Source organism: Paenarthrobacter sp. NPDC057355 (genome assembly GCF_042667405.1).
Taxonomy (GTDB): domain Bacteria; phylum Actinomycetota; class Actinomycetes; order Actinomycetales; family Micrococcaceae; genus Arthrobacter.
The window spans coordinates 25,569-51,091 of record NZ_JBHVAL010000015.1 but is presented as its reverse complement, the minus strand read 5'-3'; the positions used below and the strand labels follow the sequence as shown (position 1 = coordinate 51,091).

Here is a 25,523-nt window from a genome sequence, read left to right as displayed (position 1 = left end):
AGGATGTACGGTTCTGCGATCTGGCCGGTGACGCTGGAATGCGGAGACCTGGCACTGCGGCCCATTCGCTACCGCGACAAGCGGGAATGGTCCGAGGTACGTTCGCGGAACAGTGATTGGCTGGCGCCGTGGGAGGCGTCCAACCCGGCTCCGGGTGGCCGCCTCCCCAGCTATCGCCAAATGGTTGCATCCCTCAATGAGCAGGCCCGCCACTCGACGGCTTTGCCGTTCGTCATAGTTGAACGCACGGCCGGCCTCCGTGAACCCGCCATCGTGGGTCAATTGACGGTTTCCTCGATTATTTGGGGATCGGCCATGATGGCCACCTTGGGCTATTGGGTGGACAAGGACCGGGCGGGCCGCGGCATCGCCCCCACAGCGGTGGCAATGGCGACCGACCACTGCTTCACTGTGCTCGGCCTGCACCGGATGGAAATCAACATCAGGCCTGAAAACGGGCCCAGCCTGCGGGTGGTGGAGAAGCTCGGATTCCGCGATGAGGGGTACCGGGAGAGGTACCTGCACATCAATGGCCAGTGGGCTGACCACAGATCCTTCGCCATGACATCCGAGGAAGTCCCGGAGGGCCTTCTGCGCAGGTGGCTCAAGGGACAAACGGGCAGGTCATAGGCCTTTTCGGCGTTATCTCCAGTCATTTGCGGACTCGACCACGACACACCGGCCTCAATGCCGCCACCCCCGGTGATTTGCTTCTACGGTTTTGAATGTGGACTTCCCTCTCAGCAGCTCAGTGATACTCGTGGTCACTGTCGCGCTGTGGATGGTCTGGGTGGCGCCGTACGTTTTGCGGAACAGGCGCCAGCAAGTCCAAGCGGCCGCTGTTCCAGCAGAGGCTTTCGACGACGAACCAGACGAACCGCAGGCAGGGGTGGTACTGACTTTGGCACCTCAGCAGGAGAAACCGATGGAGACCATGCACAGCAAAGCACAGGCGTCGCCCCAGGAATCCCGTGTGGCCGAGTCGTCGGCGACCAAGCCCGCCACCACTCCCTTCACCATCCGATACGCGCGACTGACTCTGGCTCTGTCAGGGTTGGTCCTCTTGGTGACGGCAGTCGTTTCCGGCATTTTGCGTATCTTCGGCACCGGCTCGGTCTGGTTGCCGGTAGTCTCGTTCATCGGTGCGGTGGTCGCCGTCGTTGTTTTGCGTAAGCTTGCCCTCCGCGACCTTCGCGAACGGCGTGCACGCCGGGCTGCGCAGGCATCGCCCATTCCCACACCTGCTCGCTACTTGCCGAAGGAACCTGCCGTCGCCGCCAAGGAAACTCCTGTTTTCGACGCCGAGGCCAACAGCCGCGAGAGCGCCCGTTTGTCGGCCGTGGAGCTGCGCCAGGCAGCGTTGGCCGTTGCTGTAGCCGCAGGAGACGAGTCGGCGCAGGCCGCGGCAGACTCGAAGGGTGCCAGCTGGCAGCCCGTCGAGGTCCCGAAGCCCACCTACGTTGACGCAGCGAAGGCCCAGCGCCCTGCGCCTGAACCGCTGGATCTCCCGGAGGCCCCGAAGCCCGTAGGCAAGCCGGTCTTGAAGCAGTCGACTGGACAAGCTGAAGCAGCGGCAGTTTCGCCCAAGGGCCAAAGCGCCCTGAGCAACCTGGACGATGTTCTGCAGCGACGCCGCGCCTAAGACGGCATGGGTCCCATCTGCGTTGCCGGCGGTACTGGCAGGGTTGGCCGCGAAGTCGTACGGCTTGCGTTGGATGCCGGGCACCAGGTTTCGGTTCTTAGCCGCCATGTCCCGGCTGTGGGTTCTGCAGGCCATCACGACGGCGCCACCTACTTTGTCGGGGACGTCACCACAGGCGAGGGCCTGGCGGCCGCGTTGGCAGGTGCCGACGTCGTTATTGACTGCCTTGAAGGGCAGTTCGGAAAGGCGCAAAAGCAATTCGCCGACGGCGGTGGGCGGCTTCTTGCTGCAGCGGCGGCGGGCGGTGTCCGGAGGGCCGTGCTGCTGTCCATCATCAACTGCGATCTGAGTACATTCCCGTATTACGTTTCCAAGGCTGCCAAGGAACGCAAGTACGCCGGGTCTTCGCCGCAAACCGTGGTGGTCCGTGCAACCCAGTTCCACGGCCTCGTCGCCGGGATCTTCGCGGCCGGGGCCCGTGTGGGATTGATCCCGGTGTTCAAGGGTGTGTCATTCCAGACGATCTCACCGGCCGATGTAGCTGCGGAGTTGCTGGCGGATGCCTTGGAGGGTTCGCCGGCGACCGGACATCGGCTGCGGACGGTGGGTGGGCCGGAAGTGCTTCCCATGCGCCTGATGGCAGAGCAGTGGAAGACCGTCACAGGGAGTCGCGGCAGGATTGTCAGCGTGCCTTTGCCGGGTTCCATGGGTGCTTTCCTTCGGGCCGGCCACAATCTCGTTGCGGAGCACGCGGTTGGCACGGAGACGTTCGTGTCGTGGTTGGAAAAGCGCAGGGAAAGTTTGTAGCCTAGGGACACTGGTCAGGCGGAAATACCTGGTCCGGGGGCTATAGCTCAGTTGGTAGAGCGCTTCGTTCGCATCGAAGAGGTCAGGAGTTCGAATCTCCTTAGCTCCACATTTTGTTCAGTTGCCTCACCCCGTTGCCGCTGGTGTGGCGCCCGGCTCTCGACATGGAAACCTGATTAGCTGTCTTCCATGGGATTCTTCAGGAAGAGGACAAAGGCCACCCCCGTCGAGGACTTCGAGCAGCCGGTTTACAGCGAGCTCAGCGACGAACACAAGGCTTTCCTCGCAGGCCACATCAAACTCGCGGACCAGGCGAAAGTGAACCTCGAGGATCCCACCAGCGTGGCCGGGTTTTATGAGCTGGTGTACGCGACCTGGCAGACTTCCCCCGAGGGCACTCATGCGGAGCTTCAGGAGCCGTACTGTAACGCTGCCGGCGTCGCCTATGGTGAGCTGCTGGCGCGGACCACGCCGTTGCGCTGGGTGGTTGCCGAGGACTCCCTCGGCCGGGAGTTAGCGCTTCACGCCGAGCAAAACAACATGCTGGTCTACCCCCTGAACGCCGTGGAAAAGCGTTGGGTGCGGGGCGAGGACGGCAACTTCATTCCTGCACTGGCAGCCGCGGTCTACAAGCAGTTGGGCCGGCTCAGCTGAGAACGCGGACTAACGCCGCCTGGATCCTAGGTGGCGGTTCGCCTCAAGGTCTGTGTCCGGCTGTGCGGATGCCAGCAGTTGAAGCGCCTCAGCTGCAGGAGATCCCGGGTCAGCTGAGTACATAAGAATCCGGCGACCCAAGGACTTCGAAATGGAGCTCGAGGTTGCCAACCTCGGGGTGATGCATGTGTTTGATGCCCGACATGCAGTTTTCCACCGGGTGCCGGGCCCACAGTTTGGTGAACTCTTCGCTGTTCATGGTCAGCTCACCCACAAGGGACGCCAGTTCAGGGTCCTCGCTTGAGCGGCCAGCGAGCAACCGCAGTGAGGACACGGCCCGCGCGGCTTCGTCCTTCCATCGGGAATACAGCTCACGGGTGTGGGGGTCCAGGAACAGCATTCGCGTCATGTTGGGTCTGGTGCCCGGCGTCGAAGGCGCGAAGAAGTCCAGGTGACCGGCAACCAAGCGGTGTCCGAGCCGGTTCCACGCCAGCACTTCACTGCGACGCCCCATGACGATGGCCGGAGTGCTGGGCATCGACTGGATGAGCCGCAAGGTTCCAGACCTTGCTTTGTCCGGCCGGACCGATGGCCGCCGCTTGGTGCTGGACGGCCGGGCGAGGTTGAACAGATGCCTGCGCTCGTCGCGGTTCAGGTTCAGGGCCCTGGCGATGGCATCAATAACGGCCTCGGAGGCATTGGTGCTCTGGCCCTGCTCCAAGCGGGTGTAGTAGGTGTTGCTCACCCCGGCAAGCATCGCCAGTTCTTCCCGGCGGAGCCCGGGAACGCGTCGGATGCCGTAGTTGATGAGGCCGACCTCCTCCGGCTGCAAGGCAGCTCTTCGGACGCGGAGGAACTCCCCAAGTTCGCTGTAATTGCTCATGAACCCCATTCTGCCGGTCTTCCTGGGTGCTGTCCTGTCCCTGTCAGGGGTAGGCACAAGGGGGTGTGGTTGAGTGGCGCGGGTTCGATGACAGTGGAGTTTCCAAATGCTGCGCAACAGCAGCCCCACCTCCACGGAAGGACTTCCATGACATCGCACGTTGCAGCAGAACCCGACGGACGGCCCTCAGGTGCAGCCGTTCCAGCCGGGCGGATGACGGGCCGGCAAAGACTTGCCCTCGTCATCCTGCTTGCGGCCGGTTTCACCCTTGCCGTTGACTTCTCGATCCTCAACGTCGCGCTGCCGGCCATCGGCGCCGACGTCGGCTTCGGCTTGGAGAACCTCCAATGGATCGCGACGGCGTTCGCCTTATGCGCCGCCGGGCTGACTTTGCTGTTCGGGCGTGTCGCCGATATCGCAGGCCGCCGCAGGATGTTCCTCGTGGGAATGGCCTTGCTTGGTGCAGCCTCGCTGGCAGGCGGCCTTGCCTCGGCGCCGGCTGTGCTGCTCATGGCCCGCGTAGGCCAGGGCGTGGCCACTGCCATGGTGGTGCCCGCAGCCCTGTCCCTCTTGCTTGCCTCGTTCCCGGAAGGGCCGCTGAGGGACAAGGCCTTGGGCCTCAATGGTTCCCTCATGGCCGCAGGGTTCACCACAGGTGCCATTCTTGGCGGGCTCCTGACTGATCTGCTCAGTTGGCGCTGGGCGTTCTTCATCAATATCCCCGTGGCCCTCGCTGTGCTCATCATTGGTCCGATGGTTCTGGCCGAAAGCAAGCCTGCTGCCAGGTTGCGCTTGGATGTGCCGGGGGCCATCACGGTCACGCTGGGTCTTCTGGCCTTGGTTTTCGGCCTTACGCACGCGGCGGAGCACACGTGGAGCGATCCGCTGACACTGGGTTCCCTTGGGGCCGCCGTCGTGCTTTTTATTGCGTTCGTTGCCGTCGAGCGCCGGGCCGCGTCGCCGCTGGTACCCCTGGACATCCTGAAGCGGTCCACTGTGGCGTGGGGGAACATAGCGGGCATACTGGCGTTCGTCACCGAGACGTCCTTGGTTTTCCTGCTGACCCTGTACTTGCAGCAGGTACTTGGTTACACCCCGCTCGGCGCCGGTCTGGCGTTCGCCGTGCTGGGTCTTGGTACGGTCCTTGGCGGAGTCCTTGGTCCCAAGGTCATTGGCAGGCTTGGGAACAAGAAGGCGATCGTGTATGGCTTCATCCTCCAAGCCATTGCCACCGGCGTGCTGGTGCTGCTGAGCGCCGACCCTGCCTCCATTGGACTGCTGCTGGTGGCGACCTTCATCGGCGGAGTGGCGAACCTGGTGGTCATCGTCGGCTTTATGGTCACTGCGACGTCGGGAGTACCGGATACCGAGCAGGGGATGGCCACAGGACTGGCAACCATGAGCCAGCAGATCGGAATCACCATGGGCATCCCGGTGATGAGCGCCATCTTCACTGCGAAGATTGTGGCAATTGGTAACCACAGTGCCGCAGCGGTGCTCGGCGGCGTGACCACCGCCATCTGGGTCAACGCCGGGCTGTGCCTGGTGACGGCCCTGTTGGTGGCCCTGTTCCTGCGGAAATGGTCCGGGCTACCGGCGATTCGCTGACTTCGGGCGCCTGACACTCCGAAGAACAAGCCAGCCCACAAACACGGCCAGTGCCCCGTACACCGCATAATTGAGGAACCGGGAATACTGCTCGATCAGGTGGTACTGCGTACCGAGCAAGGAGCCCAGGCCGATCAGCAAGGCATTCCACAGGCCGGCACCGGCGATAGTGAAAATGGAGAACGTCAGGAGGTTCATCCGTTCGGCCCCGGCCGGGAGGGAAATAAGGCTCCGTACGCCAGGCAGGAGTCTGCCGAAGAAGATGGCGGATTTGCCGTGGCGTTCAAACCACGCGGACGCTTTTTCGAAGTCCTCCCTGTCCACCAGGGGCAGTTTCGAAAGCAACGAGATGGACCTTTCCAAACCGACCTTGTAGCCCAGCCAGTACAGGAATATCGCCCCCACATAGGCACCAAGGGTGCTGGTGACGAAGACCAGCACAATGTTCATGCTGCCTTGCTGCGTGAGGAAGCCTGCGAGGGGGAGTATCACCTCGCTGGGGATGGGTGGGAAGACGGTCTCCAGGAACGTCATCAGGCCGACGCCCCATTCGCCCAGGGCGTCGATCACCCGGGCTGCGACTCCCACTATGCCGGACAAGTCTTCGGTCGAACCTTGGGCTCTCAGTACGCTGATCAACTCTTCGCCCTTTCATGGACATCGCCACGGCCAACGCTATTGCCATGAGTGCTTTCAGGCAAAGCTGCCCGCACCAAACGGGTGGACTTGCCGCCCATCGTCCGATCCTCCCGACTGATATCCATTGTTTTGGTCCTGTCCCAGCTATATCGTTAGCTATATCGTTCAGTATCGTTCGCAATGTCATGAGGTGGACTCAATGCACAATTCAAGCGGCTTTATGGGAAACAACTTCGACGGCATGTGGCAGGCCGTGGAGGAGTTCCGGTCCAGATTCGAGAAGCGCTCCGAAGGGCGGGCCGGACGCGGTGAACTAAGGACTGCGATTCTGGCCCTCCTGGCCGAACGGCCCATGCACGGCTACCAGATCATCAGGGAGATCGAGGAGCGCAGCGGGGGTAGTTGGAAACCAAGTGCGGGTTCGGTCTACCCCACCCTTCAACTCCTGTCGGACGAGGGCTTCGTCAGTTCGGAGGAATCGAACGGTCGCAAAATCTATGCGCTGACCGAAGCGGGCAGGGAGGATGTGGCAAGCTCCGAAACATCCGCACCGTGGGGCTCAGTAGGTGCTGCGTCGGGCCCAGGGTTCGCCGCGTTACCCAAAGCCGGCGTGGAACTTGCCCAAGCTGCCGCCCAAGTAGGCAGGACAGGCACGCCCCAACAGGTTCGGGAAGCGGTGACGGTGCTCGAAGAAGCACGCCGCCGGCTGTACTCGATCCTCGCGCAGGACTGAGGGGTGGCGTCGGATCGACGTGATCAGGCAGGGGATATCCCTGGCGCCGTGAGTGCAAGCGCTCGCTACCGTCGCATCCTCCGTTTTGCCGCCTGGCATCTAGCGGTGACGTGGTGGTTCGAGCTTTTCCTGCCGAGGTTCGGCCTGCGCCGGCTGACTGAGCGCAATCGTGCACGGCGAATGAGGCGCTTTGCCCAACGCTTCCATCAACTTGCGGTGGAACTTGGCGGCCTCATGATCAAGGTGGGTCAATTCATGTCCTCGCGCCTGGACGTTCTGCCTCCGGAGATCACCATGGAACTGGAAGGGCTCCAGGACGAGGTGCCGCCGGTACCGTTCCCGGCTATCCGCGAACTTGCCGAAACCGAACTCGGGGCGCCTTTGGAGGCCGTGTTCGCCTCCATTGAGGAGACGCCCATCGCGGCCGCTTCCCTTGGGCAGGCACACAGGGCCAAGCTCCTTCCGGGCAATGCCGAAGACACCGGGCTGAGCAGCGTGGTGTTCAAAGTCCAGCGCCCAGGTATACAGACCATCGTTGACATTGATCTCGCCGCCCTGCGCAAGGTGGGAGGTTGGCTGAGCCGGATCCGCATCGTGTCCGACCGCGCCGACGTTCCCGCGCTGATCAAGGAGTTTGCCCAGACCAGCCTGGAGGAGATCGACTACCTGAATGAGGCGGCCAACTCTGAACGCTTTGGCGCGGATTTCGCCCATGATGCCCGGGTAACTGTGCCCGCAGTCGTGTGGGAGCGGACGACGCGCCGGGTGCTCACCCTTGAGGACGTCACCGCCATCAAGATCACCGACGCCGAGGCGCTCCGGTTGGCCGGCATCGATCCCTCAGCCGTCGCACCCGTTTTTGCATCGGTGATGTTTGACCAGCTTTTCACCAATGGCTTTTTCCACGCCGATCCCCACCCGGGCAACATTTTCGTGACCCCCAACAACGGCACTGCCGACCATCCGTGGAAGCTGACCTTCATTGACTTCGGCATGATGGGGGAGGTTCCTACGAAGACGCGGGCAGGGCTTCGCAAGCTTCTGATCGCTGCCGCCTCCCGGGACGGCAAGGGGCTGGTTGCTGCGATCAGTGATGTCGGAGTGTTGATGCCCTCGGCCGACGCCGGCGAGCTTGAACGGGCCATGACCCAGTTGTTCGCCCGTTTTGGTGGCATGGGCTTTGCCGAGCTTCGCGACGTGGACCCCCGGGAGTTTCGCGATTTCGGGGTCGAATTTGGAAGCGTCATCCGCGCACTTCCGTTCCAGCTCCCGGAGAACTTCCTGTTGATCATCCGTGCGATGTCCTTGACCTCGGGGGTTTGCAGTTCGCTGGACGCGCGCTTCAACCTGTGGAATTCCGTGGAGCTCTACGCCGCTCAACTGTTGCGCGATGAACGCGGCAACCTGGTGAACGACATTGCCTCCCAGACGCTCGACGCCGCGACGCTGGCCTTCCGCCTCCCCAAACGGCTGGATGGACTGATCACCCGGATTGAGGACGGCTCCTTGCAGGTGTCCAACCGCAAGCTCGAACGTCAGCTGGCGCGCCTGATCCGGCTGGTCCGCACGGCGGTGGCCGCGGTGGCATTTGGGGCGCTGCTGATTTCGGGATCCATAGTCCGCAACGGTGACGTGGTGCTGGGGAACGTCCTGATGGTCATGTCCCTGATCCCGTTGCTCGTGTCCATGCTGACAGGCCGCCGACACAGCCGCTGACCACGCGGTCGCCCAGCTGCCGCGCCGTAGACTTGCCCTGTGACTGAGACTCCTGCCCGCCGTCGTGAGGTATCCGGCGGCATGATCGGCCCCATTTTGGTTGGCGTCATGCCTGGTCAGCATCCGGTGGTGCTGGAGCAGGCGGCCCGGGTGGCTGCCAGTGCAGGCCTTCCTCTGGTGTTCGGCTACGCGGATGTCACCGTGTATCCCGTGGATGGCACCACGGGTGGTCCTGCGGCTCCGATTGATCCTGACGGTGTGGAGGGCGACGCTCCCGACGTCGTTGAGGCGCTGAAGGAGGTCATTGCCGGACACCTTCAGGAAAAGGACGTTCAATGGACTCTGGTGCCGCTGGCGGGAGAGCCTGCGAAGGCCCTTGCCCGAGAGGCGGAGGACGTCGGCGCGTCCATGATCGTGGTGGGCACGCGCGAGCACAGCCTGACCGCGACACTGAAGGACGTGACCGCTGGGTCGGTGGCCCGCCATTTGTTTCACCGGCAGGACCGTCCCGTGCTGGTCATCCCTGTGAATCCGCGGATCCCGCACGACGATGACTAAGTCCAAACGTCCCGTACATCTGCACTGGGGCTTCATGGGCATCGTCGCCGCGGGCGGGGTGTTGGGGGCGCTCACACGCTACGGCTTGGGACTGGTGATCCCCGCGCCAGGCGCTTGGCCCCTGCCCACCCTGGTCATCAACCTGTCCGGGGCTCTGGCCCTTGGTGCCCTTCTCGAGGGGCTCGCCCGCAGAGGGCCCGACGTCGGAAGTCGCCGGGTCGTTCGGCTCGCCTTGGGTACGGGGTTCCTGGGCGCTTACACCACCTACAGCACCCTTGCGGTGGATGCGGTCCACTTGCTGGGTGCCGGCGCCGTCCCTGCCGCTGCCGGTTACTTGGCCGCCAGTCTCCTGGGTGGGGCTGCCGCCACGACCACCGGAATCTGGCTCGGCGCGTGGCATCACCGCCTGACAACGGGGGCCGGAGCGTGACGGTCCTGCTTCTTGGCTTCGCCGGGGGAGTGGGTGCCGCAGCCAGGTTCCTGGTGGACGGCCTCATCCGCGCAAAGGTGAAGACTGCCCTCCCGTGGGGCACCATCCTCATCAACGTTTCGGGCTCGCTGGTGCTCGGTTTCCTGGCAGGACTGATGATGCGCGGAGAAGCGCCCGAGTCCCTGTACCTGGTGTTGGGGACTGGATTCCTAGGTGGTTACACGACCTTCAGCACGGCAAGCCTGGAAACGATCCGCCTGGTCCAAAGCGGCAGGGCCGGACTGGCCCTTCTCAACGGTCTGGGGTCCATGGGGGCCAGTGTTCTGGCCGCCGCGGCAGGTGTAGGCCTCTGCTTTCTCTTGCCGTGAAGAGTGGTTAATTCCACCCCGCGGCGCGAAGCGACGCCGCTGTAGGATCGAGCCATGGCTAACAAAACTTTCAATGAACTGTTGTCCGCCCAGGTTGCCAACGAGTTTGCAGCCTCCCAGCAGTACATCGCCGTGGCTGTGTACTTTGACGGTGAAGACTTGCCGCAGCTTGCCCGGCACTTCTACCGCCAGTCCCTGGAGGAACGCAACCACGCCATGATGATGGTCCAGTACATGCTGGACCGCAACGTTCATGTAGAGATTCCGGGTATTGCCCCTGTCCGCAATAACTTCAGCAACGCCAAGGAACCCATCGCTTTGGCCCTGGAGCAGGAAAAGGAAGTTACACGGAATATCGAGGAGATGTTCCGTGCTGCCCGCGCCGAGGGCGACGCCCTGGGTGAGCAGTTCATGTTGTGGTTCCTGAAGGAGCAGGTGGAAGAGGTGGCATCGATGACCACGTTGCTCAACATCACCGAGCGTGCCGAGAACCTTTTTGACATTGAGAACTACGTTGCCCGTGAAGCCGTGGGTGATGGTGGGCATGACGCCAGTGCACCCTCTGCTGCCGGCGGAGCACTGTAGAAGAACCTGGCTACAAGCACTTGCAGGTCGCCGGAGGCTCAGCTTCCGGCGACCTCTTCTTGTGCCTCGTCATCCTCCGGCTGTGAACGGCCCAGCAGGGACAGACGGCTTGCAATGCGGGCGAGATCCACCGGCAGTCCGCTTCCTGCAGCCTCGATGTCCCAGTCCAAGGGCCCGCGGCCTATGAGGAAGAGAGTGATGTCCTGATCGTGCAACACATCCACCACGTTGCTGAAGCGTTGCCATGCCGGAGCTGATGCTGCATCGGCCCCTGCCGGGGAGGGGACGTCGTCGATCACCCAGGTGGTGAACGTTTCAGCCAGGACCAGATAGTCGGACGTGGAGGTCAACCCGCCGCACAACTCCTCGAATGCGACCCAAAGGACCTCTGGATCGGAGTTCTTGACCACGATCGGTTGGGTGGTGGGCGTCAACACCCGGCTTTGCGAGGCGGACGGGGTGAACAGGCCAAGCCTGCCCAGCTGCCGGGGCGTGCCTGGCGTCACGATCCGTCCTGCCCGGAAGGACTCGAATCCCAGGGTCCCGAGTGAGCCGGTTGAGGGAAAGCGGCGGAAATCCGACGAACCATCAATCTTCACAACGTCCATCATCTCCTTGATGGCCGCAATGGTGGGCAGGAAATGGTCATGCCAGAGCGGGTTGGGCAGGAGATCATCCGGTGCGTAGTTCGACGTAACCGCCAAAGGGATGCGCCGTTGCGCGGCGGTGCGGAGGAGACGCGCAATGAACATGCCGTCACCAACATCATGGACGTGGAACTCATCAAAGCAGAGCACGTCGATGCCATCAAGGAGCGCATCCACCGACTGCTGGATGGCCGTTGCGTGGCCTGTGGCGGAGCCATGGGTGCCGGCGTGAAGCTTGCGGAAGAAGTCGTGGAAATGGACACGCCGTTTACGGGCGTCCAAGTGAGCGAAGAAACTGTCCATCAACCACGTTTTGCCGCGCCCCACCGGGCCGTGGAGGTAGAGGCTTCGTGGCGGTTTGCGGGAGAGAGTACGACGCCGGACCGTCACTTCCGCGCCCAAGGCCGCCAGCCGCCCGGCTGCTTGCCGCTGGCTTTCTTCAAGCGCAAAGCCCGAGCGTCCGGCGTCGAGGGCTATTCCTTCAAGCAACGTCCTGGCGGTATCCCGGACAGCACGTGGGGCTGGCCTCAACAGAGGGGTCACAGCCACCCTTTGCGTTTGAAGATCACGTACATGAGCATCGCCGCGCCCACCATGAGGCCAATGGCCATGGGGTAGCCGAAGGTCCAGTGGAGCTCGGGCATGTGGTCGAAGTTCATGCCGTAAATGCCGGCCACGAAGGATGGCGCGAAGAGGATGGCGGCCCAAGAGGAGATCTTCTTGACTTGCTCGTTTTGGGCTGCGCTGGCCTCATTTTGCCGGTTGGCGGTCAGTGTCCCATCCAGGGTCAGGGCGTTCTGCAGCAGGTCCCGGAAGGAATTGACCCGGGATATGACACGCTGCACGTGGTCTTCGACATCGCGGAGGGAGCGCTGCAGTTCGATGTCCACGCCATACTTCTCAAAGCCCCTCTCCAGGAGCGACATGATGTCCGGCAGGGGCTGGATGGCCCGTTGGAACTGGATCACTTCGCGGGCGAGTTCGTAGATCCTCCGGGATACTGTGCTGTCGCCGCTGAAGAGCTGGTCTTCGATCTCGTCTATGTCGTTCTCGAGGCCGGCGACCACCGGTGCGTAGTCATCCACCACTTGGTCCAGGAGCGCGTAGAGCACGGCCTCGGGCCCGTGGCACAGCAAATCCGGCCGGGCTTCCAGCCTGTGGCGTACGCGGGCAACTCCACCGGTTTCTGCATGGCGGATCGTCACCACGAAGTTGGGGCCGGTGAAGATGTGCAGCTCTCCAAACTCCACGGATTCCGTGTCGTCCAGGTACCTGGCCGGACGCAGGACAGTGAACAAACTGCTGTCATAGCGTTCAATCTTGGGCCGCTGATGAGCAGAGACGGCGTCCTCCACGGCAAGCCGGTGCAGGCCGAATTCCCGGGCCACCGCAGCCATTTCTTCCTGAGTGGGGCGGTACAGCCCTATCCAGGCCATGCCTCCGTGTTGGGCCAGGGTCTCGAAGGTTTGCTCGAGGCTGCGCGGGGTGGCTGTGCGGACGCCGTCCACGTAAACGGCGTTGTCGATGATGGTCACAGGGTGAACGCTACTGCATGGCTCCGATGATGATGCCCGCAACAGTCATTGCCACGATGTCGTGGCCCGAATCGATCACCGTCACGGACGAGGGGCGCCCAGCGAAGCCGTTGTGGATCACGTGGCCCCCGGCGCGGAAGACCACCGCAACGATGAGGGCAAAGAAGCCACCGGCCCAGAAGGTGTTCAGTTCCAGTGCGCTGATGAGGATGGCAAGGAGGATGCTGGTCACCGCGGCTGCAAGCATCATGGGCACCCAGATTCCTGCGCCGCCTTCAATGTTCTTGAGATCGTCTTCGGTTTTGCCGATCGCTTCCATCCACCGGCGTCCAAGAACGGCCGGCATGTACCAGACGAAGCCGATCACCATGCTTGAAATGAAGGCCAGAAGTACAGCGAGCCAGTTGATCTGGGAAATGTGTGAAAGCCAATCCATGCCTACGATCCTAGTTTCTTCAGGCCTCTGCCCCCGGGCTCTGCTCGTTTCTGTTGCGTGTTGGAGCTGCTGCCATCCGTCCGATGAGTGGTTCCGTGCGGTATGGGATGTGCGTGTGGAGGGCCAGCACTGTTTCAGTACGGATCACCCCCTTGGTACGCAGGACCGAGCGCAGTGCCGATTGCAGGTTGTGGGTATCGGTAGCCACCACCCGGCACCACAGATCTCCGCGGCCGGAAATTTCATGCACCTCCAGGACCTGGGGGATCAGGCGCAAGGCGCCAATGACGCCGTCGAGTTCGCGGTGGGTGACTTCGATCGTGACGAAAGCGACGACGTCGTACCCCACCTTTTCGAGGTCCACCTCACGGCCGGCGGCCTGCAGGACGCCAGTGCGGAGCAGGCGCTTGAGCCGGCTTTGGGCGGTGTTCCGGGCAATGCCCAGCCCTTCGCTGAGTTCAGCTATCTGGATGCGGGGGTCCTTGATGAGTTCCAGGAGAATCTTCAGGTCCATGGGGTCGAGGGTGTTCAAATGGTCACTCCGGATCACTCGGCGGTTGCCTCTTTGAGTATTTTGATCAATCTTTGCACCTCATGAGGCTTAAGAGGGTCAGTGCTCCTGCATTCTATTGCCATCAATACTTAGCCGCTGCAGTACCTCCCACAAGGAACCAACTGCCGGCCACCGAGTCCGAAGGCATGGAAATGACTGTCTTGAGCGAACTCCGCATGCGCCCGGCCACCGCCGAACGCTGGGGATGGGATGCCTCCACCACGGCCAGACTGGTCCTGGCAGGAGTCGTGATCTTTACGCTGTTGGTTGGCGCGAACCTGGCCACACCCCTCTACCCCCTGCTCCAAGCCAGGATCGGTTTGTCATCACTTGATGTGACCGTGGCCTTTTCCAGCTACGTCCTGGCCTTGGTCGCGGTGCTCATGCTGGCGGGCCACTGGTCCGACCACATCGGGCGCCGGGCAGCGTTGGTGCTGGCAGTCCTGGTGGGCCTGGTGGGTGGGGTGCTTTTCGCCAATGCCGATTCGCTGCTTTCCCTGTCCGCAGGGAGGGCCCTGCAGGGCGTCGCCGTAGGGCTCGCTACCGGAGCCAGCTCGGCGGCTTTGCGCGAGCTGCTGCCCCAACGCCCGGACTGGGCCTCCCGCTTCACCCTGCTTTCCTCTGCAGGCGGCGTGGCCGCAGGTCCGGCCATCGGAGGGCTGTTGTCCCTCCTGCCGGAGCCCACCCGGACGCCCTACTACGTTCATTCGGCAGTGCTGTTGGCAGCGCTTGTTCCACTGTGGCTGCTCAAGGCCAGGCCCGCGATCGCTCCCGCGGACGGCCCCAGGGCCCACAAAGTCCTGGCTCCGCGGAAACCGTCCATCTCCCGCAACGCCAGAGGCGCCTTCTGGATGGCAGCCGCCACAGGATTCCTGAGCTTCGCCGTCTTCGGATTCTGTTTGTCCCTGGCACCGGGCTACTTCGCCACGGTGGTCCACGCAGACTCACGGCCACTGATCGGTGTGCTTGCCGGGGTTACCTTGGGCGCTTCAGCACTTAGTCAATTGCTGGGAGTGCGTGGTCGTTTCGTGGTTCCCGTGGCCTTGGCGGTCCTCGGCGTCTCCGTGGTCCTGGTGGGAGCTGCCGCTGCGTGGTCGAGCCCTTGGCTGCTGGTTGCGGCAAGTATCACGGCCGGCGTAGGCCAAGGCATTGCTTTCAGGCAGGTGTTCAATGACGTCGCCGGAAAAGTGGAGGCTGCCCGACACGCACAGGTCATCAGCACGGTCTACGTCATCACGTACCTGGGCAGCGCCGTTCCGGTGATTGGGCTGGGAGTTGCAGTCACGGCCTGGGGCCTGCAGGCCGCCGTCGTGGGTTTCACCGCCCTTTGCGGCGCTGCGGCGCTGATGCTGGCCGCTGTGTCGCTGAAGAGTGCCCTCCGGGACTGACGGGCTCAGTACTTCAGCGGGTTACTCGGGCAGCGGTCCCCGGTTGCCGGGAATGTGTTGGAACACCATGGTGGTTTCGGTGTGGCCGACCACCGGGTCCGTGGCGAGGTTGTCCAGCAGCCAGTTGCGGAGATCGTCCGTATTGGCGACGGCGATGTGCAGCAGGTAGTCAACGGAACCAGTGGTGTGGAACGTTGAGATGACTGCCGGAAGCTTGGGCACACGGGCTGTGAAGCGGTCGATCTGGTCACGGTCGTGGGCGCGAAGCCGCACGGCGATCAGTGCCTGCACCGAGCGTCCAATGGCAGGCAGGCTCAGAACGGCTTCGAAACCTTCAATGATGCCGCGCTCGGACAGGGCGCGTGTACGCATCAGGGCCGTGGAGGGGGCGATGCCTACGAGTTCAGCCAGCTGTTTGTTGGAAATGCGGGCGTCATCCACCAAGGCTGCCAGGATTCGCTCGTCGATCGCGTCCAACGGCTCAGCGCTGCCCGTGCTTGACCGAACATTCTTCGTGGGGTTGCTCACGGATCCTCCTGAAATTGCCTTTCACCCATCCTAATTGGTGAATTCTTCAGGTGACTATCGTTGTGTCGCCTTGTTGGGACTCCTTCGCCGGTCCAGCCGCTGGAGCGGCTCGCTGAGCAACATCATTAGCAGGGGCAGGTTGCCCGCCGACGGAATGACGAGGGCCAACAAAAGCGCTACAAGGAAGAGGCCGGCCACAATTGTCCCGGCCCGGATTCCGGAACGAATCTCCTCCGGGTCCATGGTGTGGAGCACGGGATGCGCCCTGAGGTAGAGGCGTGCCAGAAGGAGCATCAGGCTGGTGGCAAACAACGTTCCGATGTACACGAGCGGCTGCGCCCAGTCGGCGTCCATTTGGGTGGAGAGCGACGTCGCCACTGGCATCACCACGATGAAGAACATCCAGGCCACGGTCAGCCACAGCAAACCCCCATCTACCTTCCGTACTTGCCGGAACAAGCGGTGGTGGTGCGTCCAGAACACGGCTATCAGGATGAAGCTGAGGGCAAAGCCCAGGAGGGCATACTGCTCCTCGACCAGCCATTGCGCAGTGGTTCCATGATGATCCGCCAATTCCCCAACGCTTTCCATGAGGGGCAGGATCAGCAGTGTCAAAGCAATCGCCACCACGGCATCGGTAAACGCCTGCAAACGTTCCGGCGACGACAGGTCCCGTGCTTTCGCGAGCTGTGTCATGCCTCAGATTGTAGGACCAGGCGCGCCTGGAATCACGGGGTGCGGTGCACCACCAAGGTGACTGCCGCCGTCGTGCAGGAAAGCGCAATGACGCCCAACGCCAGGGCAGTCCAACCAAAACCCTGGAAGGCGAGCCCGCCGGCCCAGCCGATGACGCTGGAACCGAGGTAGTAGGACAGGTTGTACAGAGATGCCGCCTGTGCCCGGCCCGTGGTGACGATCGCACCCGTCCAGCCCGAACCTACGCTGTGGGCGGCGAAGAAGCCGCCGGTAAAAATGACCAGCCCGGCCAGTATGGCTGCGAGGTTTTCCACCAAGGTCAAGGCCAGCCCTGCCGACATAATGGCGATACCCGCCACCAGGACGTTTCGTCGTCCAAACCTGGTGGTGAGGCCAGCAGCCCACCGGGAGCTGAAGGTGCCTGAAAGGTACGCCAGGAAAATCAGGCTGACCACGGTGGCTGGCAGTCCAAAGGGCTCGGCATGCAAGCGGAAGCCCAGATAGTTGTAGACCGCCACGAAGCCACCCATAAGCAGGAACGCCTGCAGGTAGAGCGAGACGAGCTTAGGGTTGCGTGAATGTCCGGCCAATGTCCGGAATGCACCGCGGAATCCCATGGCCGGGGAAGGGGTGAAGCGCCGTTGCTTGGGAACAAGTATCAGGAACAGGACCGCGGACACGGTGGCGAGCAGCGAGACGGCGAGGGCTGCCGCCCGCCAGCCCCAGACTTCTCCGACAGGGCCCGCCACCAGCCGACCCGCAAGACCACCGAGCGTTGTACCCGCAACGTAACTCCCTGCGGCCAGCGCCGTGTGGATTTTGGTGACTTCTTCATTGAGGTAGGCGATGGCGATTGCCGGGATGCCGCCCAGGGCCATGCCCTCGAGCATCCGGAGCCCCAGAAGGACGGGAACCGTTGGAGCCAGTGGAACCAGCAAGCCCAGCAGCGTTGCGGCCGCTATTCCGATCGCCATGGCACGGACCCTGCCGATCCTGTCGGCTACGAAGGACCATGGCAGCACTGTGGCGGCGAGTCCTACCGTGGCCAGCGAGATGCTGAGCGCGGCTTCCGCGGCGGTGATGCGCAGATCGGCGGCCATGAGCGGCAGCACCGCCTGCGTGGAGTACAGCTGGGCGAAGGTCGCGACGCCGGCAAGCGCCAAGGCGGCCAGCACGCGGCTGTACCCCCGGGTCCCTTTGGCATGCCCCTGCCAACTGTCATTTGCCGGCTGGAGGCTCGTTCTGTTCACCGGGCAACAGTAAGACGATGGCAACTACCCCTTCCAATGCATGGATTACATATAATTGATGCAACCGTGCATGGATCTGGATTCAGGAGGGATGTCGTGGAGCCGGATCACCAGCAACTTGTCCAACTTCTTCCACTACTGCCGGTACTGGCCGAACTTGGCCGCACCGAGCACATGACCGAGACTGCCGAGATACTCGGGGTGCCACAGTCCACGGTGAGCAGAGCCATAGCGCGGGCCAGCGCAATCGTGGGAATGGACCTGCTGGTCCGCGATGGCCGAGGTATCCGGCTCACTTCCGCCGCCAGGGCCCTGCTTCCCTACATTGACGCCGCACTGGAGGACTTCCAAGCAGGCTTGGACCGTGTGCGCCACGAATCCGATGTCGTGCGGGGGCGGATCGGTGTTTCCTTCCAACACACGTTCGGCGAAGCAACCCTTCCGCTGCTGATCAGCGCCTTCCGCGGACGGCATTCCCACGCAGCCTTTGAGCTGTGGCAGGGGCCCCGCGACGATTGCCTGCAGCAGCTGGCAAGCGGGGAGAGGGATTTCGCGTTGACCGCGCCCATAGCTCCGGAGGGCAGGGGGATCCGCTCCCACCCGTTGTACCGCGAGCCGCTCAGGGCAGTTCTTCACTACCGGCATCCGTTGGCTGGCCGGTCCAGCGTGCACCTTTCGGAGCTCCGGCATGATCCCTACGTGACACTTCCGGCTGGCGTAGGCTTGCGGGCGTTGGGAGAGGCTCTGCTCCGCGAAGCCGGATTCCGGCCACGCATCGCCTTTGAGGTCCAGGAGTCCACCTCGGCCCGAGGACTGGTCTCCGCCGGTTTGGGGTTCAGCATCCTGCCTCCTGCCGGGCCGGGCTCGGGGACGGGACAGTTCCTGCCGGAGGCCGAACTTGGGCTCGTTGAGGTGCCCATCGATTCGGACCTGGCATTCCGCCAGATCGGCATTGCCTGGCGGGAGCGGAATTTCGAGCCCGACGTCGTCCGTTTGTTCCGCGAATTGGTGGTGACCGAGGGCGGAGACCTTCTGGCCGAACTTGTCAGAGCCCGTTCAGGAACTCCCTGACCACGTCCCGAGCTGATCCCGTGCGCGCCTGGCGCCAGCCCGTGCCAGCCCACAAGTTGAGCCGGTGCGGGTCGCCAGCCGCTGAAGCAGCAGCCCGGATCGGGGCCGTGAGGTGGTGGATGGCGGGGTAGCCCTCGGGGGCGTCCTGATGGTCCTGCACGAAGTCGTTCACCAATGACCGTGCAGACCGCCCGGTGAAAGCGCGGGTTATGGCGGTCCTCGTGAACGCAGGGTCTCCCAGGGCGTCTTTGTGGGTCTGCCGGGCGCCGCTTTCTTCCGTGCGGACCAGCGCCGTGCCAATCTGGGCGGCTACTGCACCTGCGGCCAATACCCCGCGCAGCGCTCCGCTGTCCATGACCGCGCCGGCCGCTATCAGCGGAAGTCCGACGGCGGAACGCACCTGGGTGACCAGCTCCGCCGTCGTACCGGCTGCCGGGTTTACCGAAGTGTCCGCCAGGAAAGCCGTACTGTGTGCTCCCGCTGAGTCGTGCTGGACAACCAAGGCATCCGGTCCTTCTTCTGCGGCGGCCAGGGCTTCCTGAACGCTGGTGACACTGGTGATGACCAGGGTTCCGGCTTTCTGCAGGGACTTGACCACCGTTGGTCCGGGCAGGCCGAAAGCGAAACTGACAACTTCCACGGGATCGTTGACAAGGGCGTCGATCTTTTGCTGCCACGCGTCGTCGTCATCGAGCCGAAGCGGAGGAACGGCGACACCGTAGCGGGCGGCCTCGGGTTCCAGTTCCGCTCGGTACCCCTCCAAGCGTGAGAGCGCTTCGGGCCCTGGCGAGAGGGCGTCGCGGTCCGGAACAAAGACGTTCATGCCGAACCTGATCCCCAGTGCCCTGGCGACGGAAATCTCCGCCGTCATGGCTTCCGGGGACTTGTATCCGGCAGCCAGGAAGCCCAGGCCTCCGGCCTCATGCACCGCCTGGACCAATGACGGCGTTGACGTTCCGCCCGCCATGGGGGCCGCAATAAAAGGTGTGCCAAACAGGGAATCAGGCATGGTCGGTTTCTCCTCCGGACGCTCCAAGCTAGTCTTTCACGGTGAACAATCATGACTCTGCCCCGCATTCCCCTGCCTCCGCCTCGAGCGGCACCGTCATCGGGCTCGACATCGGCGGCACCAAGACGCGTGGCGTGAGGTTCAATGACGGCGAGCCCGTGCGGGATGAAACGGCTGGCAGCTCCAACGTCCAGAATGTCACCAAGGAGCAGGCGGCGGCCAACCTTGCTGAGTTGTTCGGGAAAATCGGCGGCGGAGCCATCGACCAGGTGTACGCCGGTTCCGGCGGGATCGATACCGAGGAAGACGCCCAGGCGCTCGCCGACCTGATTTCACCCCATGTGCCGGGCGCGCGAATCACTGTGGTGCACGATTCCCGGCTGCTGCTGGCGGCCGGTGGCGCCAGCACGGGCGTGGCCGTCATCGCCGGTACGGGCTCGGCTGCCTGGGGGAAGAACGACGCCGGCGAGGAAGCCCGGGCGGGTGGCTGGGGCTACCTCCTTGGGGATGAGGGAAGCGGCTACTGGCTTGGGAGGGAAGCCGTGCGCCATAGCTTGCGACGGATGAACCAGGGCCTGGAACCTGACCGACTGAGCCGCGCACTGCTGGACTCATGCGGCGTGGACGAGCCGGGCAAGCTGATTGCGCTTTTCCATTCACCCGGGACCGGCCGCCGGTATTGGGCCCAGCAGGCCCGGTTGGTGGTTGAGGCAGCGGATGCCGGCGACGAGGTCAGCCAGGCCCTGGTGGTGCAGGCGGGACGTGACCTGGCCGAACTTGCCAGCCAGGCCGTTCGCCAGCTGGGTTTGAATGGCCCCGTGATCCTGGGCAGCGGATTGGGCATGAACGTTCCCCCTCTGCAGGACGCGTTCAAGGCTGCCCTGGCCGAGGACGGCATTGTGGATGTCCGAATTCTCCAGCAGGATCCCGTATTCGGCGTTCCCCGACTGGTGGCTGAGCAAACCCCCTGATCGAGTTTTTGTACACCTAATGACCTTAAGAAGCCCTTTTAGGCGCATTAGCTGTACAAAAACTCAGCCGCGGGTGCGGGGGCGGAGCTTGACGCCCGGCAGTGGGGGAGCCGGGATGCGTCCGGCTTCGGGGCCGGCGTCGGGTCCGTGTCCGTGGACGAAGCCGAAGCGTGAGCGGGCGGCAGCCTCGTCGTCGAGCAGTCCCTCCGCTTCCCATTCTTCGCGGGCCTGTTCCACTTCCTCATGGGTCCGCCCCACGAAGTTCCACCACATGAGGAGGTCTTCGCCGAAGGGCTCGCCCCCGAGCAGCATGAAGCGGGTGTCGGGCTGTGCTTCCACGGTGAGGTTGCTCCGTCCCGCGCCAAGGTAGGCCAACGGCCCGGCTTCAATGTCCTGGCCGTCGATGACCAGCTGGCCGTCCAGGACCAGTACCGCGTGCTCAAAGTCGGGCCGCAAAGGCAGTTCCAGCTGGCCGGAACCTACGATGTCCGCGCCGACAATGGGGCTGAACATGGTGGCAGGGGAGCGTTGGCCGGCAAACTCTCCCACCATGACCGTGGCGGTGAAGCTATCTCCGACAGCCACGGGCAGGTCCCGGATCTGCTCGAACGAGGGCGCCCGGTGGCGGTGCTCATCCGGAAGGGCCACCCAGAGCTGGAGTCCGCGCGACACCGGCAGTTCGCCCACAAGTGGGCTTGATCCGTCTGCGGCTGCGGGGAGGACTGAGAACTCCGAGTGGGAGATGCCGTTGCCGGCTGTCATGATGTTCAGCTCGCCGGGACGGACCACAACATCGCTGCCCACGCTGTCACGGTGCCGCACCGCACCTTCCATTGGCCACGTGACTGTCTGCAGCCCGCAGTGCGGATGGGGGAGGACGCTCATCGCCACGCGGTCCGGCCCGAAGCTGTCCAGGAAGCACCATGCTCCGACGGTCGGGAGTCCGCGCTGTGGCAGTGTCCTCATGACGTTCATGGCTCGGACGCCGCCCAACGGAACTTCGCGCTCGGGCCACAGCTGGACACAAGGACCTTGGCCTTCCGGGGCCGCGGGGCAGACTTCCTGTGCGGGGGAAGTATCAAGATTGGTCATGTGTCATCACCTGTGCATAAATGTTGGAAATTGAGCTAATCTGTTCCGTGTGAACAACGCCCTTTTGAGCTACCACGACGCCGTCCTTTACCGTTCGGGTGAACCGTATCGCATCCTCGCTGGAGCCATCCACTACTTCCGGGTCCACCCCCATCTGTGGCGGGACAGGTTGCGTCGGCTCAAGGCCATGGGGGCCAATACCGTCGACACCTACGTTGCCTGGAATTTCCATCAGCCCAAGCGCGACGAAGCGCCGGACTTCAGCGGCTGGCGGGATGTAGGACGCTTCATCGACCTCGCGGCGGAGGAAGGGCTGGACGTTATCGTTCGCCCCGGGCCGTACATTTGCGCCGAATGGGACAACGGCGGTTTCCCTTCGTGGCTGACGGGTATTCCGGGGATTGGCCTGCGCTGCATGGACCCTGTTTTCACCTCCGCCATCGAGGAGTGGTTCGACCATCTGCTCCCGATCATCGCTTCGCGGCAGGCCTCCGCGGGTGGCCCCGTGGTGGCAGTACAGATCGAGAACGAGTACGGCAGCTACGGCGATGACCACGAATACATCCGCTGGAACCGGCGGGCGCTGGAAGAGCGCGGCATCACCGAACTGCTGTTCACAGCCGACGGCGGCACGGACTACTTCCTCGACGGCGGCTCAGTGGAAGGCACTTGGGCGACGGCGACGCTGGGAAGCCGCGGCGACGAAGCGGTGGAGACATGGAAACGACGCCGGCCGGATGAGCCGTTCTTCAACGTCGAGTTCTGGGGCGGCTGGTTTGACCATTGGGGCGAGCACCACCACCGTCGCGATGCCGCGGATGCGGCCCTGGAAGCCCGCAAGATGCTGGACCTTGGCGGCTCGGTCTGCGTGTACATGGCGCACGGCGGAACCAACTTCGGCCTCGGCTCCGGCAGCAACCACGACGGCAAGCAACTCCAGCCAACAGTTACCAGCTACGACTCCGATGCCCCCATCGCGGAGAACGGCGCCCTGACCCCTAAATTCCACGCGTTCCGGGAGGAGTTCTTCCGGGCACAGGGCATTGAAGTCGCCCCCGAACTCCCGGTGGAATTGCTCGCGGACCCTCCTGTTGTTCCGGCACAGTCGCTGCCGCTGACACCCGGCCCGGAGCTGCTGGAGCTGGCCCGCGCGGCCGGCAAGCCCGTTACCAGCGTGAAGCCACTGAGCTTCGAACAGCTGGGACTCGACGCCGGTATGGTCCTGTACTCGGCCGATGCCATCCTGCCGGGCCGCGCTGGTGCTCCCAGCGAAAGCCGGTTGAAGATCGCCGGTTTGAATGACCGTGCCTACATCTGGGTGGATGGCGTATACGCAGGGGTGCTGGATGATGTCACGGGAGCCGAGGGGCTGCCGGTCACGGGCACGGGGGTCCCGGCCAAGCTCGACATTTTGGTGGAGAACCTTGGCCGCATCAACTACGGACCCCTGACCGGTCAGGGCAAAGGAATCCTGGGCGGGGTGCTGATCAACCAGCGCTACACCTTCCACTGGACACAGACTCCTGTGGCCCTGACCGAGTGGGGGACCGAGGAACTGGAAGACCTTGCCGGGGCGGAGTTCGAACTGGAGGCGCCCGCAGATACCTACATTGCCTTGCCCGATTCCGGGAAGGGCTTCGTCTGGCTCAATGGCTTCCTGCTGGGGCGGTACTGGGAAAAGGGGCCGCAGGTAACCCTGTATGCACCGGCGCCGTTGTTGAACGCCGGCCTCAACCGCATCAAGGTGCTGGAGCTGCTCAAGCCCGGTACCGTCGTCGAGCTCCGTGAAGAACCGGACCTTGGCCCCGAAGAGGCGGGCCCCATCGCCGCAGCCGAACTGACGTAAGGATCAGGCCAAGGCAATTATGCTGGCACGATGAGTCCGCAGTTCGATACCCGTCCCGCAGCCTACGCCGTCATCGTCAAGGAAGGTCGGATTCTGCTGGCCTACTGGAAACAGGATGGCAAGGAAGGGTGGACGCTTCCCGGCGGCGGCCTGGATTTCGGTGAACACCCGGTGGACGGGTGCATACGGGAAGTCATGGAAGAAACCGGTTATGAGGCCAGGGTCGATGGGATGTTGGGGATCGACGTCGGACACTGGCCGGGGGAGGAGCGACCGGACGGGTCCGTGCATGACTTCGAGGCCCTTCGTATCGTGTATGAGGCCTCTGTGGTGGGTGGGGAGCTGACGTATGAAGTCGATGGCACCACGACGCACGCGGCGTGGGTGCCCTTGCACGACGTCGAAAAGCTCAACCGGGTGTCCTTGGTTGATACGGCGTTGGGTCTTCACTTGGAGCGGCCGGTGGATGGAAAGCCGAGCGCCCAGGGGTAGCCAAGCTGCCCTACGGTTGGCTAGGCTGGGCATCGTTGCCGGCTGATCTTGCCGGCCTTGATGCCTGAGGGGGTGGATTTTGATGATTGCCATAACTTTGCGCGCCCCACACGCGGCGCACCGTCATCACACCACCCACCCTGTCCCGGCATCTGCCTGCCTGTAGCAGGCAACCGGGCCTCAGCAGAGGCATTTCATTGAATACTTACGCTTCATCCAGCACCACCATGCAACTTCGCGGACCCGTGGAGTATGGCTTCACAGACGCAACAGCAGAACTCTTTACCGGCAACAGGCCTCCCGGCAACCAGGACAACGCCATCCCAGGCAGGGTGGTCCGCCTGGACCGCAACCGGGTGCTGGTGGCTTGTGCCAACGGCCTGCTCCATTTGTCCTACCCCACCCACGGACTGGTTCCGGCCACCGGCGACTGGGTGTGGGTCGGCCACAACGGCGCGGGCGAGCCCGCCGTCGTCGACGTCTTGCCGCGCTATTCGGCGTTAAGCCGCAAGCGTGCCTTCGAAGCCTCGTCCGAGGAGCAAATCCTTGGCAGCAACATCGATATCGTGGCGGTCGTAGTCCCCGTGGACCGCCCCCTGACCCACAACCGGCTGGAACGCACCCTTGTGGCTGCGTGGGATTCGGGGGCCACGCCACTGGTGGTCATCACCAAGGCAGACCTGGCCTACGTGGCCGATGACGTCGTGGGGGAAGTGATCAAGCAAGCCGCCGGCGTGGAGGTGGTCACCACCTCGGCCGAACACGGCGATGGACTCGACGAACTCATACGGCACGTTCCCGACGGCGCCACGCTGGTACTTCTTGGCCCTTCCGGAGCCGGGAAATCCACCCTGATCAACGCGCTCGCAGGCCATGATGTCCAGCAAACCGGCGCCGTTCGTGCAGGTGACGGTAAGGGCAAGCACACCACCACCGCACGGGAATTGGTGCCCCTTCCCGGGGGCGCCGTGCTGATGGACACGCCCGGGGTCCGCGGATTCGGGCTCTTCGATGCGGAGGACGGGATGGAGGAGATGTTCGGTGACCTCGAAGAACTCTTTGCCCAATGCCGCTTTGCCGATTGCGCCCACCAGGCAGAGCCGGGCTGCGCGGTGCAGGAGGCACTGGCGGAAGAAACACTCGATCCTCGACGATGGGCCAGCTACCTCAAGCTGCAACGCGAGCTGGCCGCCCTCAACCGGAAACATGACGCCGCGGCCCGGCGGGCGTACCAGCGTGAGTGGCACCAGAAGGTGATGTCGGCAGACAGGGGCCAACGCGCCGTCGAGCGTTACAAACATGACCAGGCCGCAGAGCGGTCCGGCAGGGGAGACAAACGACGGAAAAGATGAAACATTGCCGATTGATTACGGAATTCGTGCCGCC

28 protein-coding genes and 1 tRNA gene are annotated in these 25,523 nt (G+C 63.4%); 18 read left to right on the top strand and 11 right to left on the bottom strand.

Annotated features, from left to right (window positions below; all coding sequences use genetic code 11):
- The first annotated feature begins 3 nt into the window (after positions 1–3).
- From ACFUOZ_RS15780 to ACFUOZ_RS15760, 5 genes are all read left to right on the top strand, one after another.
- A complete protein-coding gene (locus tag ACFUOZ_RS15780) occupies positions 4–630 on the top strand; it encodes a GNAT family N-acetyltransferase (protein WP_377549778.1) in 627 nt (208 codons plus the stop codon).
- Positions 631–760: 130 nt separating this feature from the next.
- Positions 761–1,642, top strand: a complete 882-nt coding sequence (locus tag ACFUOZ_RS15775; protein WP_377549888.1) for a hypothetical protein — start codon at positions 761–763, stop codon at positions 1,640–1,642.
- Positions 1,643–1,648: 6 nt separating this feature from the next.
- Positions 1,649–2,449, top strand: a complete 801-nt coding sequence (locus ACFUOZ_RS15770) for an SDR family oxidoreductase (RefSeq protein WP_377549776.1) — start codon at positions 1,649–1,651, stop codon at positions 2,447–2,449.
- Between the two features lie 36 nt (positions 2,450–2,485).
- Positions 2,486–2,558: transfer RNA gene (locus ACFUOZ_RS15765), tRNA-Ala, on the top strand.
- A gap of 80 nt (positions 2,559–2,638) precedes the next feature.
- Positions 2,639–3,103, top strand: a complete 465-nt coding sequence (locus tag ACFUOZ_RS15760) for a DUF3806 domain-containing protein (protein ID WP_377549774.1) — start codon at positions 2,639–2,641, stop codon at positions 3,101–3,103.
- A gap of 109 nt (positions 3,104–3,212) precedes the next feature.
- Here the strand turns inward: ACFUOZ_RS15760 and ACFUOZ_RS15755 are convergent, their stop codons facing one another.
- Positions 3,213–3,986 (bottom strand): helix-turn-helix transcriptional regulator, encoded by a 774-nt coding sequence (locus ACFUOZ_RS15755; protein WP_377549772.1) that lies wholly within the window; start codon positions 3,984–3,986, stop codon positions 3,213–3,215.
- 213 nt (positions 3,987–4,199) lie between these two features.
- Here ACFUOZ_RS15755 and ACFUOZ_RS15750 point away from each other — a divergent pair, with 213 nt between their 5' ends.
- The gene (locus ACFUOZ_RS15750) at positions 4,200–5,594 is read left to right on the top strand and encodes an MFS transporter (RefSeq protein ID WP_377549886.1); all 1,395 of its coding nucleotides are present in this window, start codon (positions 4,200–4,202) and stop codon (positions 5,592–5,594) included.
- Here ACFUOZ_RS15750 and ACFUOZ_RS15745 read toward each other — a convergent pair.
- Entirely contained in the window at positions 5,577–6,233 is a 657-nt protein-coding gene (locus ACFUOZ_RS15745; RefSeq protein ID WP_377549770.1) for a DedA family protein, read from the bottom strand. The genes ACFUOZ_RS15750 and ACFUOZ_RS15745 overlap by 18 nt on opposite strands.
- Before the next feature lie 199 nt (positions 6,234–6,432).
- Here ACFUOZ_RS15745 and ACFUOZ_RS15740 point away from each other — a divergent pair, with 199 nt between their 5' ends.
- The 6 genes from ACFUOZ_RS15740 to ACFUOZ_RS15715 are packed head-to-tail and all read left to right on the top strand — an operon-like array spanning position 6,433 to position 10,623.
- Positions 6,433–6,966 carry a PadR family transcriptional regulator gene (locus tag ACFUOZ_RS15740; RefSeq protein ID WP_377549768.1) on the top strand — a complete coding sequence of 178 codons (534 nt, stop codon included), beginning with the start codon at positions 6,433–6,435 and terminating at the stop codon, positions 6,964–6,966.
- 3 nt (positions 6,967–6,969) lie between these two features.
- Positions 6,970–8,682 carry an ABC1 kinase family protein gene (locus ACFUOZ_RS15735; protein WP_377549766.1) on the top strand — a complete coding sequence of 571 codons (1,713 nt, stop codon included), beginning with the start codon at positions 6,970–6,972 and terminating at the stop codon, positions 8,680–8,682.
- Positions 8,683–8,721: 39 nt separating this feature from the next.
- Positions 8,722–9,240: a universal stress protein gene (locus ACFUOZ_RS15730; RefSeq protein WP_377549765.1), complete on the top strand. Its 519-nt coding sequence runs from the start codon at positions 8,722–8,724 to the stop codon at positions 9,238–9,240.
- Positions 9,233–9,670, top strand: a complete 438-nt coding sequence (locus tag ACFUOZ_RS15725; protein WP_377549763.1) for a fluoride efflux transporter FluC — start codon at positions 9,233–9,235, stop codon at positions 9,668–9,670. Before ACFUOZ_RS15730 ends, ACFUOZ_RS15725 begins: the two co-directional genes overlap by 8 nt.
- Positions 9,667–10,038, top strand: a complete 372-nt coding sequence (crcB, locus tag ACFUOZ_RS15720; protein WP_377549761.1) for a fluoride efflux transporter CrcB — start codon at positions 9,667–9,669, stop codon at positions 10,036–10,038. Before ACFUOZ_RS15725 ends, crcB begins: the two co-directional genes overlap by 4 nt.
- 54 nt (positions 10,039–10,092) lie before the next feature.
- Positions 10,093–10,623, top strand: a complete 531-nt coding sequence (locus ACFUOZ_RS15715; protein WP_377549759.1) for a ferritin — start codon at positions 10,093–10,095, stop codon at positions 10,621–10,623.
- Positions 10,624–10,661: 38 nt separating this feature from the next.
- Here ACFUOZ_RS15715 and zapE read toward each other — a convergent pair whose 3' ends face one another.
- From zapE to ACFUOZ_RS15695, 4 genes are read right to left on the bottom strand one after another with little or no spacing between them, the layout of a single operon-like run.
- Positions 10,662–11,813 carry a cell division protein ZapE gene (gene zapE / locus ACFUOZ_RS15710; protein ID WP_377549757.1) on the bottom strand — a complete coding sequence of 384 codons (1,152 nt, stop codon included), beginning with the start codon at positions 11,811–11,813 and terminating at the stop codon, positions 10,662–10,664.
- Positions 11,810–12,805 carry a magnesium/cobalt transporter CorA gene (corA, locus tag ACFUOZ_RS15705; protein ID WP_377549755.1) on the bottom strand — a complete coding sequence of 332 codons (996 nt, stop codon included), beginning with the start codon at positions 12,803–12,805 and terminating at the stop codon, positions 11,810–11,812. Before corA ends, zapE begins: the two co-directional genes overlap by 4 nt.
- Before the next feature lie 10 nt (positions 12,806–12,815).
- Positions 12,816–13,241: a DUF1761 domain-containing protein gene (locus tag ACFUOZ_RS15700; RefSeq protein WP_377549753.1), complete on the bottom strand. Its 426-nt coding sequence runs from the start codon at positions 13,239–13,241 to the stop codon at positions 12,816–12,818.
- Between the two features lie 19 nt (positions 13,242–13,260).
- Positions 13,261–13,773: an Lrp/AsnC family transcriptional regulator gene (locus ACFUOZ_RS15695; RefSeq protein ID WP_377549884.1), complete on the bottom strand. Its 513-nt coding sequence runs from the start codon at positions 13,771–13,773 to the stop codon at positions 13,261–13,263.
- 173 nt (positions 13,774–13,946) lie between these two features.
- On the opposite strand from ACFUOZ_RS15695, the gene ACFUOZ_RS15690 reads away from it, so the two are divergent.
- Positions 13,947–15,182: an MFS transporter gene (locus ACFUOZ_RS15690; protein ID WP_377549751.1), complete on the top strand. Its 1,236-nt coding sequence runs from the start codon at positions 13,947–13,949 to the stop codon at positions 15,180–15,182.
- A 21-nt stretch (positions 15,183–15,203) separates the two neighbouring features.
- On the opposite strand, the gene ACFUOZ_RS15685 is transcribed toward ACFUOZ_RS15690, so the two are convergent.
- The 3 genes from ACFUOZ_RS15685 to ACFUOZ_RS15675 are packed head-to-tail and all read right to left on the bottom strand — an operon-like array spanning position 15,204 to position 17,656.
- Positions 15,204–15,710 (bottom strand): Lrp/AsnC family transcriptional regulator, encoded by a 507-nt coding sequence (locus ACFUOZ_RS15685; RefSeq protein ID WP_011775479.1) that lies wholly within the window; start codon positions 15,708–15,710, stop codon positions 15,204–15,206.
- Between the two features lie 54 nt (positions 15,711–15,764).
- Positions 15,765–16,406 (bottom strand): TMEM175 family protein, encoded by a 642-nt coding sequence (locus ACFUOZ_RS15680; RefSeq protein WP_377549748.1) that lies wholly within the window; start codon positions 16,404–16,406, stop codon positions 15,765–15,767.
- 32 nt (positions 16,407–16,438) lie between these two features.
- Entirely contained in the window at positions 16,439–17,656 is a 1,218-nt protein-coding gene (locus tag ACFUOZ_RS15675) for an MFS transporter (protein ID WP_377549746.1), read from the bottom strand.
- 96 nt (positions 17,657–17,752) lie between these two features.
- Between ACFUOZ_RS15675 and ACFUOZ_RS15670 the strand changes: the two genes are divergently transcribed.
- Positions 17,753–18,727: a LysR substrate-binding domain-containing protein gene (locus ACFUOZ_RS15670; protein ID WP_377549744.1), complete on the top strand. Its 975-nt coding sequence runs from the start codon at positions 17,753–17,755 to the stop codon at positions 18,725–18,727.
- On the opposite strand, the gene ACFUOZ_RS15665 is transcribed toward ACFUOZ_RS15670, so the two are convergent.
- Complete coding sequence (locus ACFUOZ_RS15665; protein WP_377549742.1) at positions 18,702–19,736, bottom strand: nitronate monooxygenase; 1,035 nt, start codon at positions 19,734–19,736, stop codon at positions 18,702–18,704. The two genes, ACFUOZ_RS15670 and ACFUOZ_RS15665, sit on opposite strands and share 26 nt — an antisense overlap.
- Positions 19,737–19,777: 41 nt before the next feature.
- On the opposite strand from ACFUOZ_RS15665, the gene ACFUOZ_RS15660 reads away from it, so the two are divergent.
- The gene (locus ACFUOZ_RS15660) at positions 19,778–20,707 is read left to right on the top strand and encodes an N-acetylglucosamine kinase (RefSeq protein ID WP_377549740.1); all 930 of its coding nucleotides are present in this window, start codon (positions 19,778–19,780) and stop codon (positions 20,705–20,707) included.
- A gap of 63 nt (positions 20,708–20,770) precedes the next feature.
- On the opposite strand, the gene ACFUOZ_RS15655 is transcribed toward ACFUOZ_RS15660, so the two are convergent.
- The gene (locus ACFUOZ_RS15655; RefSeq protein ID WP_377549738.1) at positions 20,771–21,799 is read right to left on the bottom strand and encodes a pirin family protein; all 1,029 of its coding nucleotides are present in this window, start codon (positions 21,797–21,799) and stop codon (positions 20,771–20,773) included.
- Positions 21,800–21,848: 49 nt separating this feature from the next.
- On the opposite strand from ACFUOZ_RS15655, the gene ACFUOZ_RS15650 reads away from it, so the two are divergent.
- The 3 genes from ACFUOZ_RS15650 (at position 21,849) to rsgA (ending at position 25,489) form a co-directional block, all read left to right on the top strand.
- A complete protein-coding gene (locus tag ACFUOZ_RS15650) occupies positions 21,849–23,645 on the top strand; it encodes a beta-galactosidase family protein (RefSeq protein WP_377549736.1) in 1,797 nt (598 codons plus the stop codon).
- Between the two features lie 30 nt (positions 23,646–23,675).
- A complete protein-coding gene (locus ACFUOZ_RS15645) occupies positions 23,676–24,137 on the top strand; it encodes an NUDIX hydrolase (RefSeq protein WP_377549734.1) in 462 nt (153 codons plus the stop codon).
- A 197-nt stretch (positions 24,138–24,334) separates the two neighbouring features.
- Positions 24,335–25,489: a ribosome small subunit-dependent GTPase A gene (gene rsgA / locus ACFUOZ_RS15640; protein ID WP_377549732.1), complete on the top strand. Its 1,155-nt coding sequence runs from the start codon at positions 24,335–24,337 to the stop codon at positions 25,487–25,489.
- The last annotated feature ends 34 nt before the right edge of the window (positions 25,490–25,523 follow it).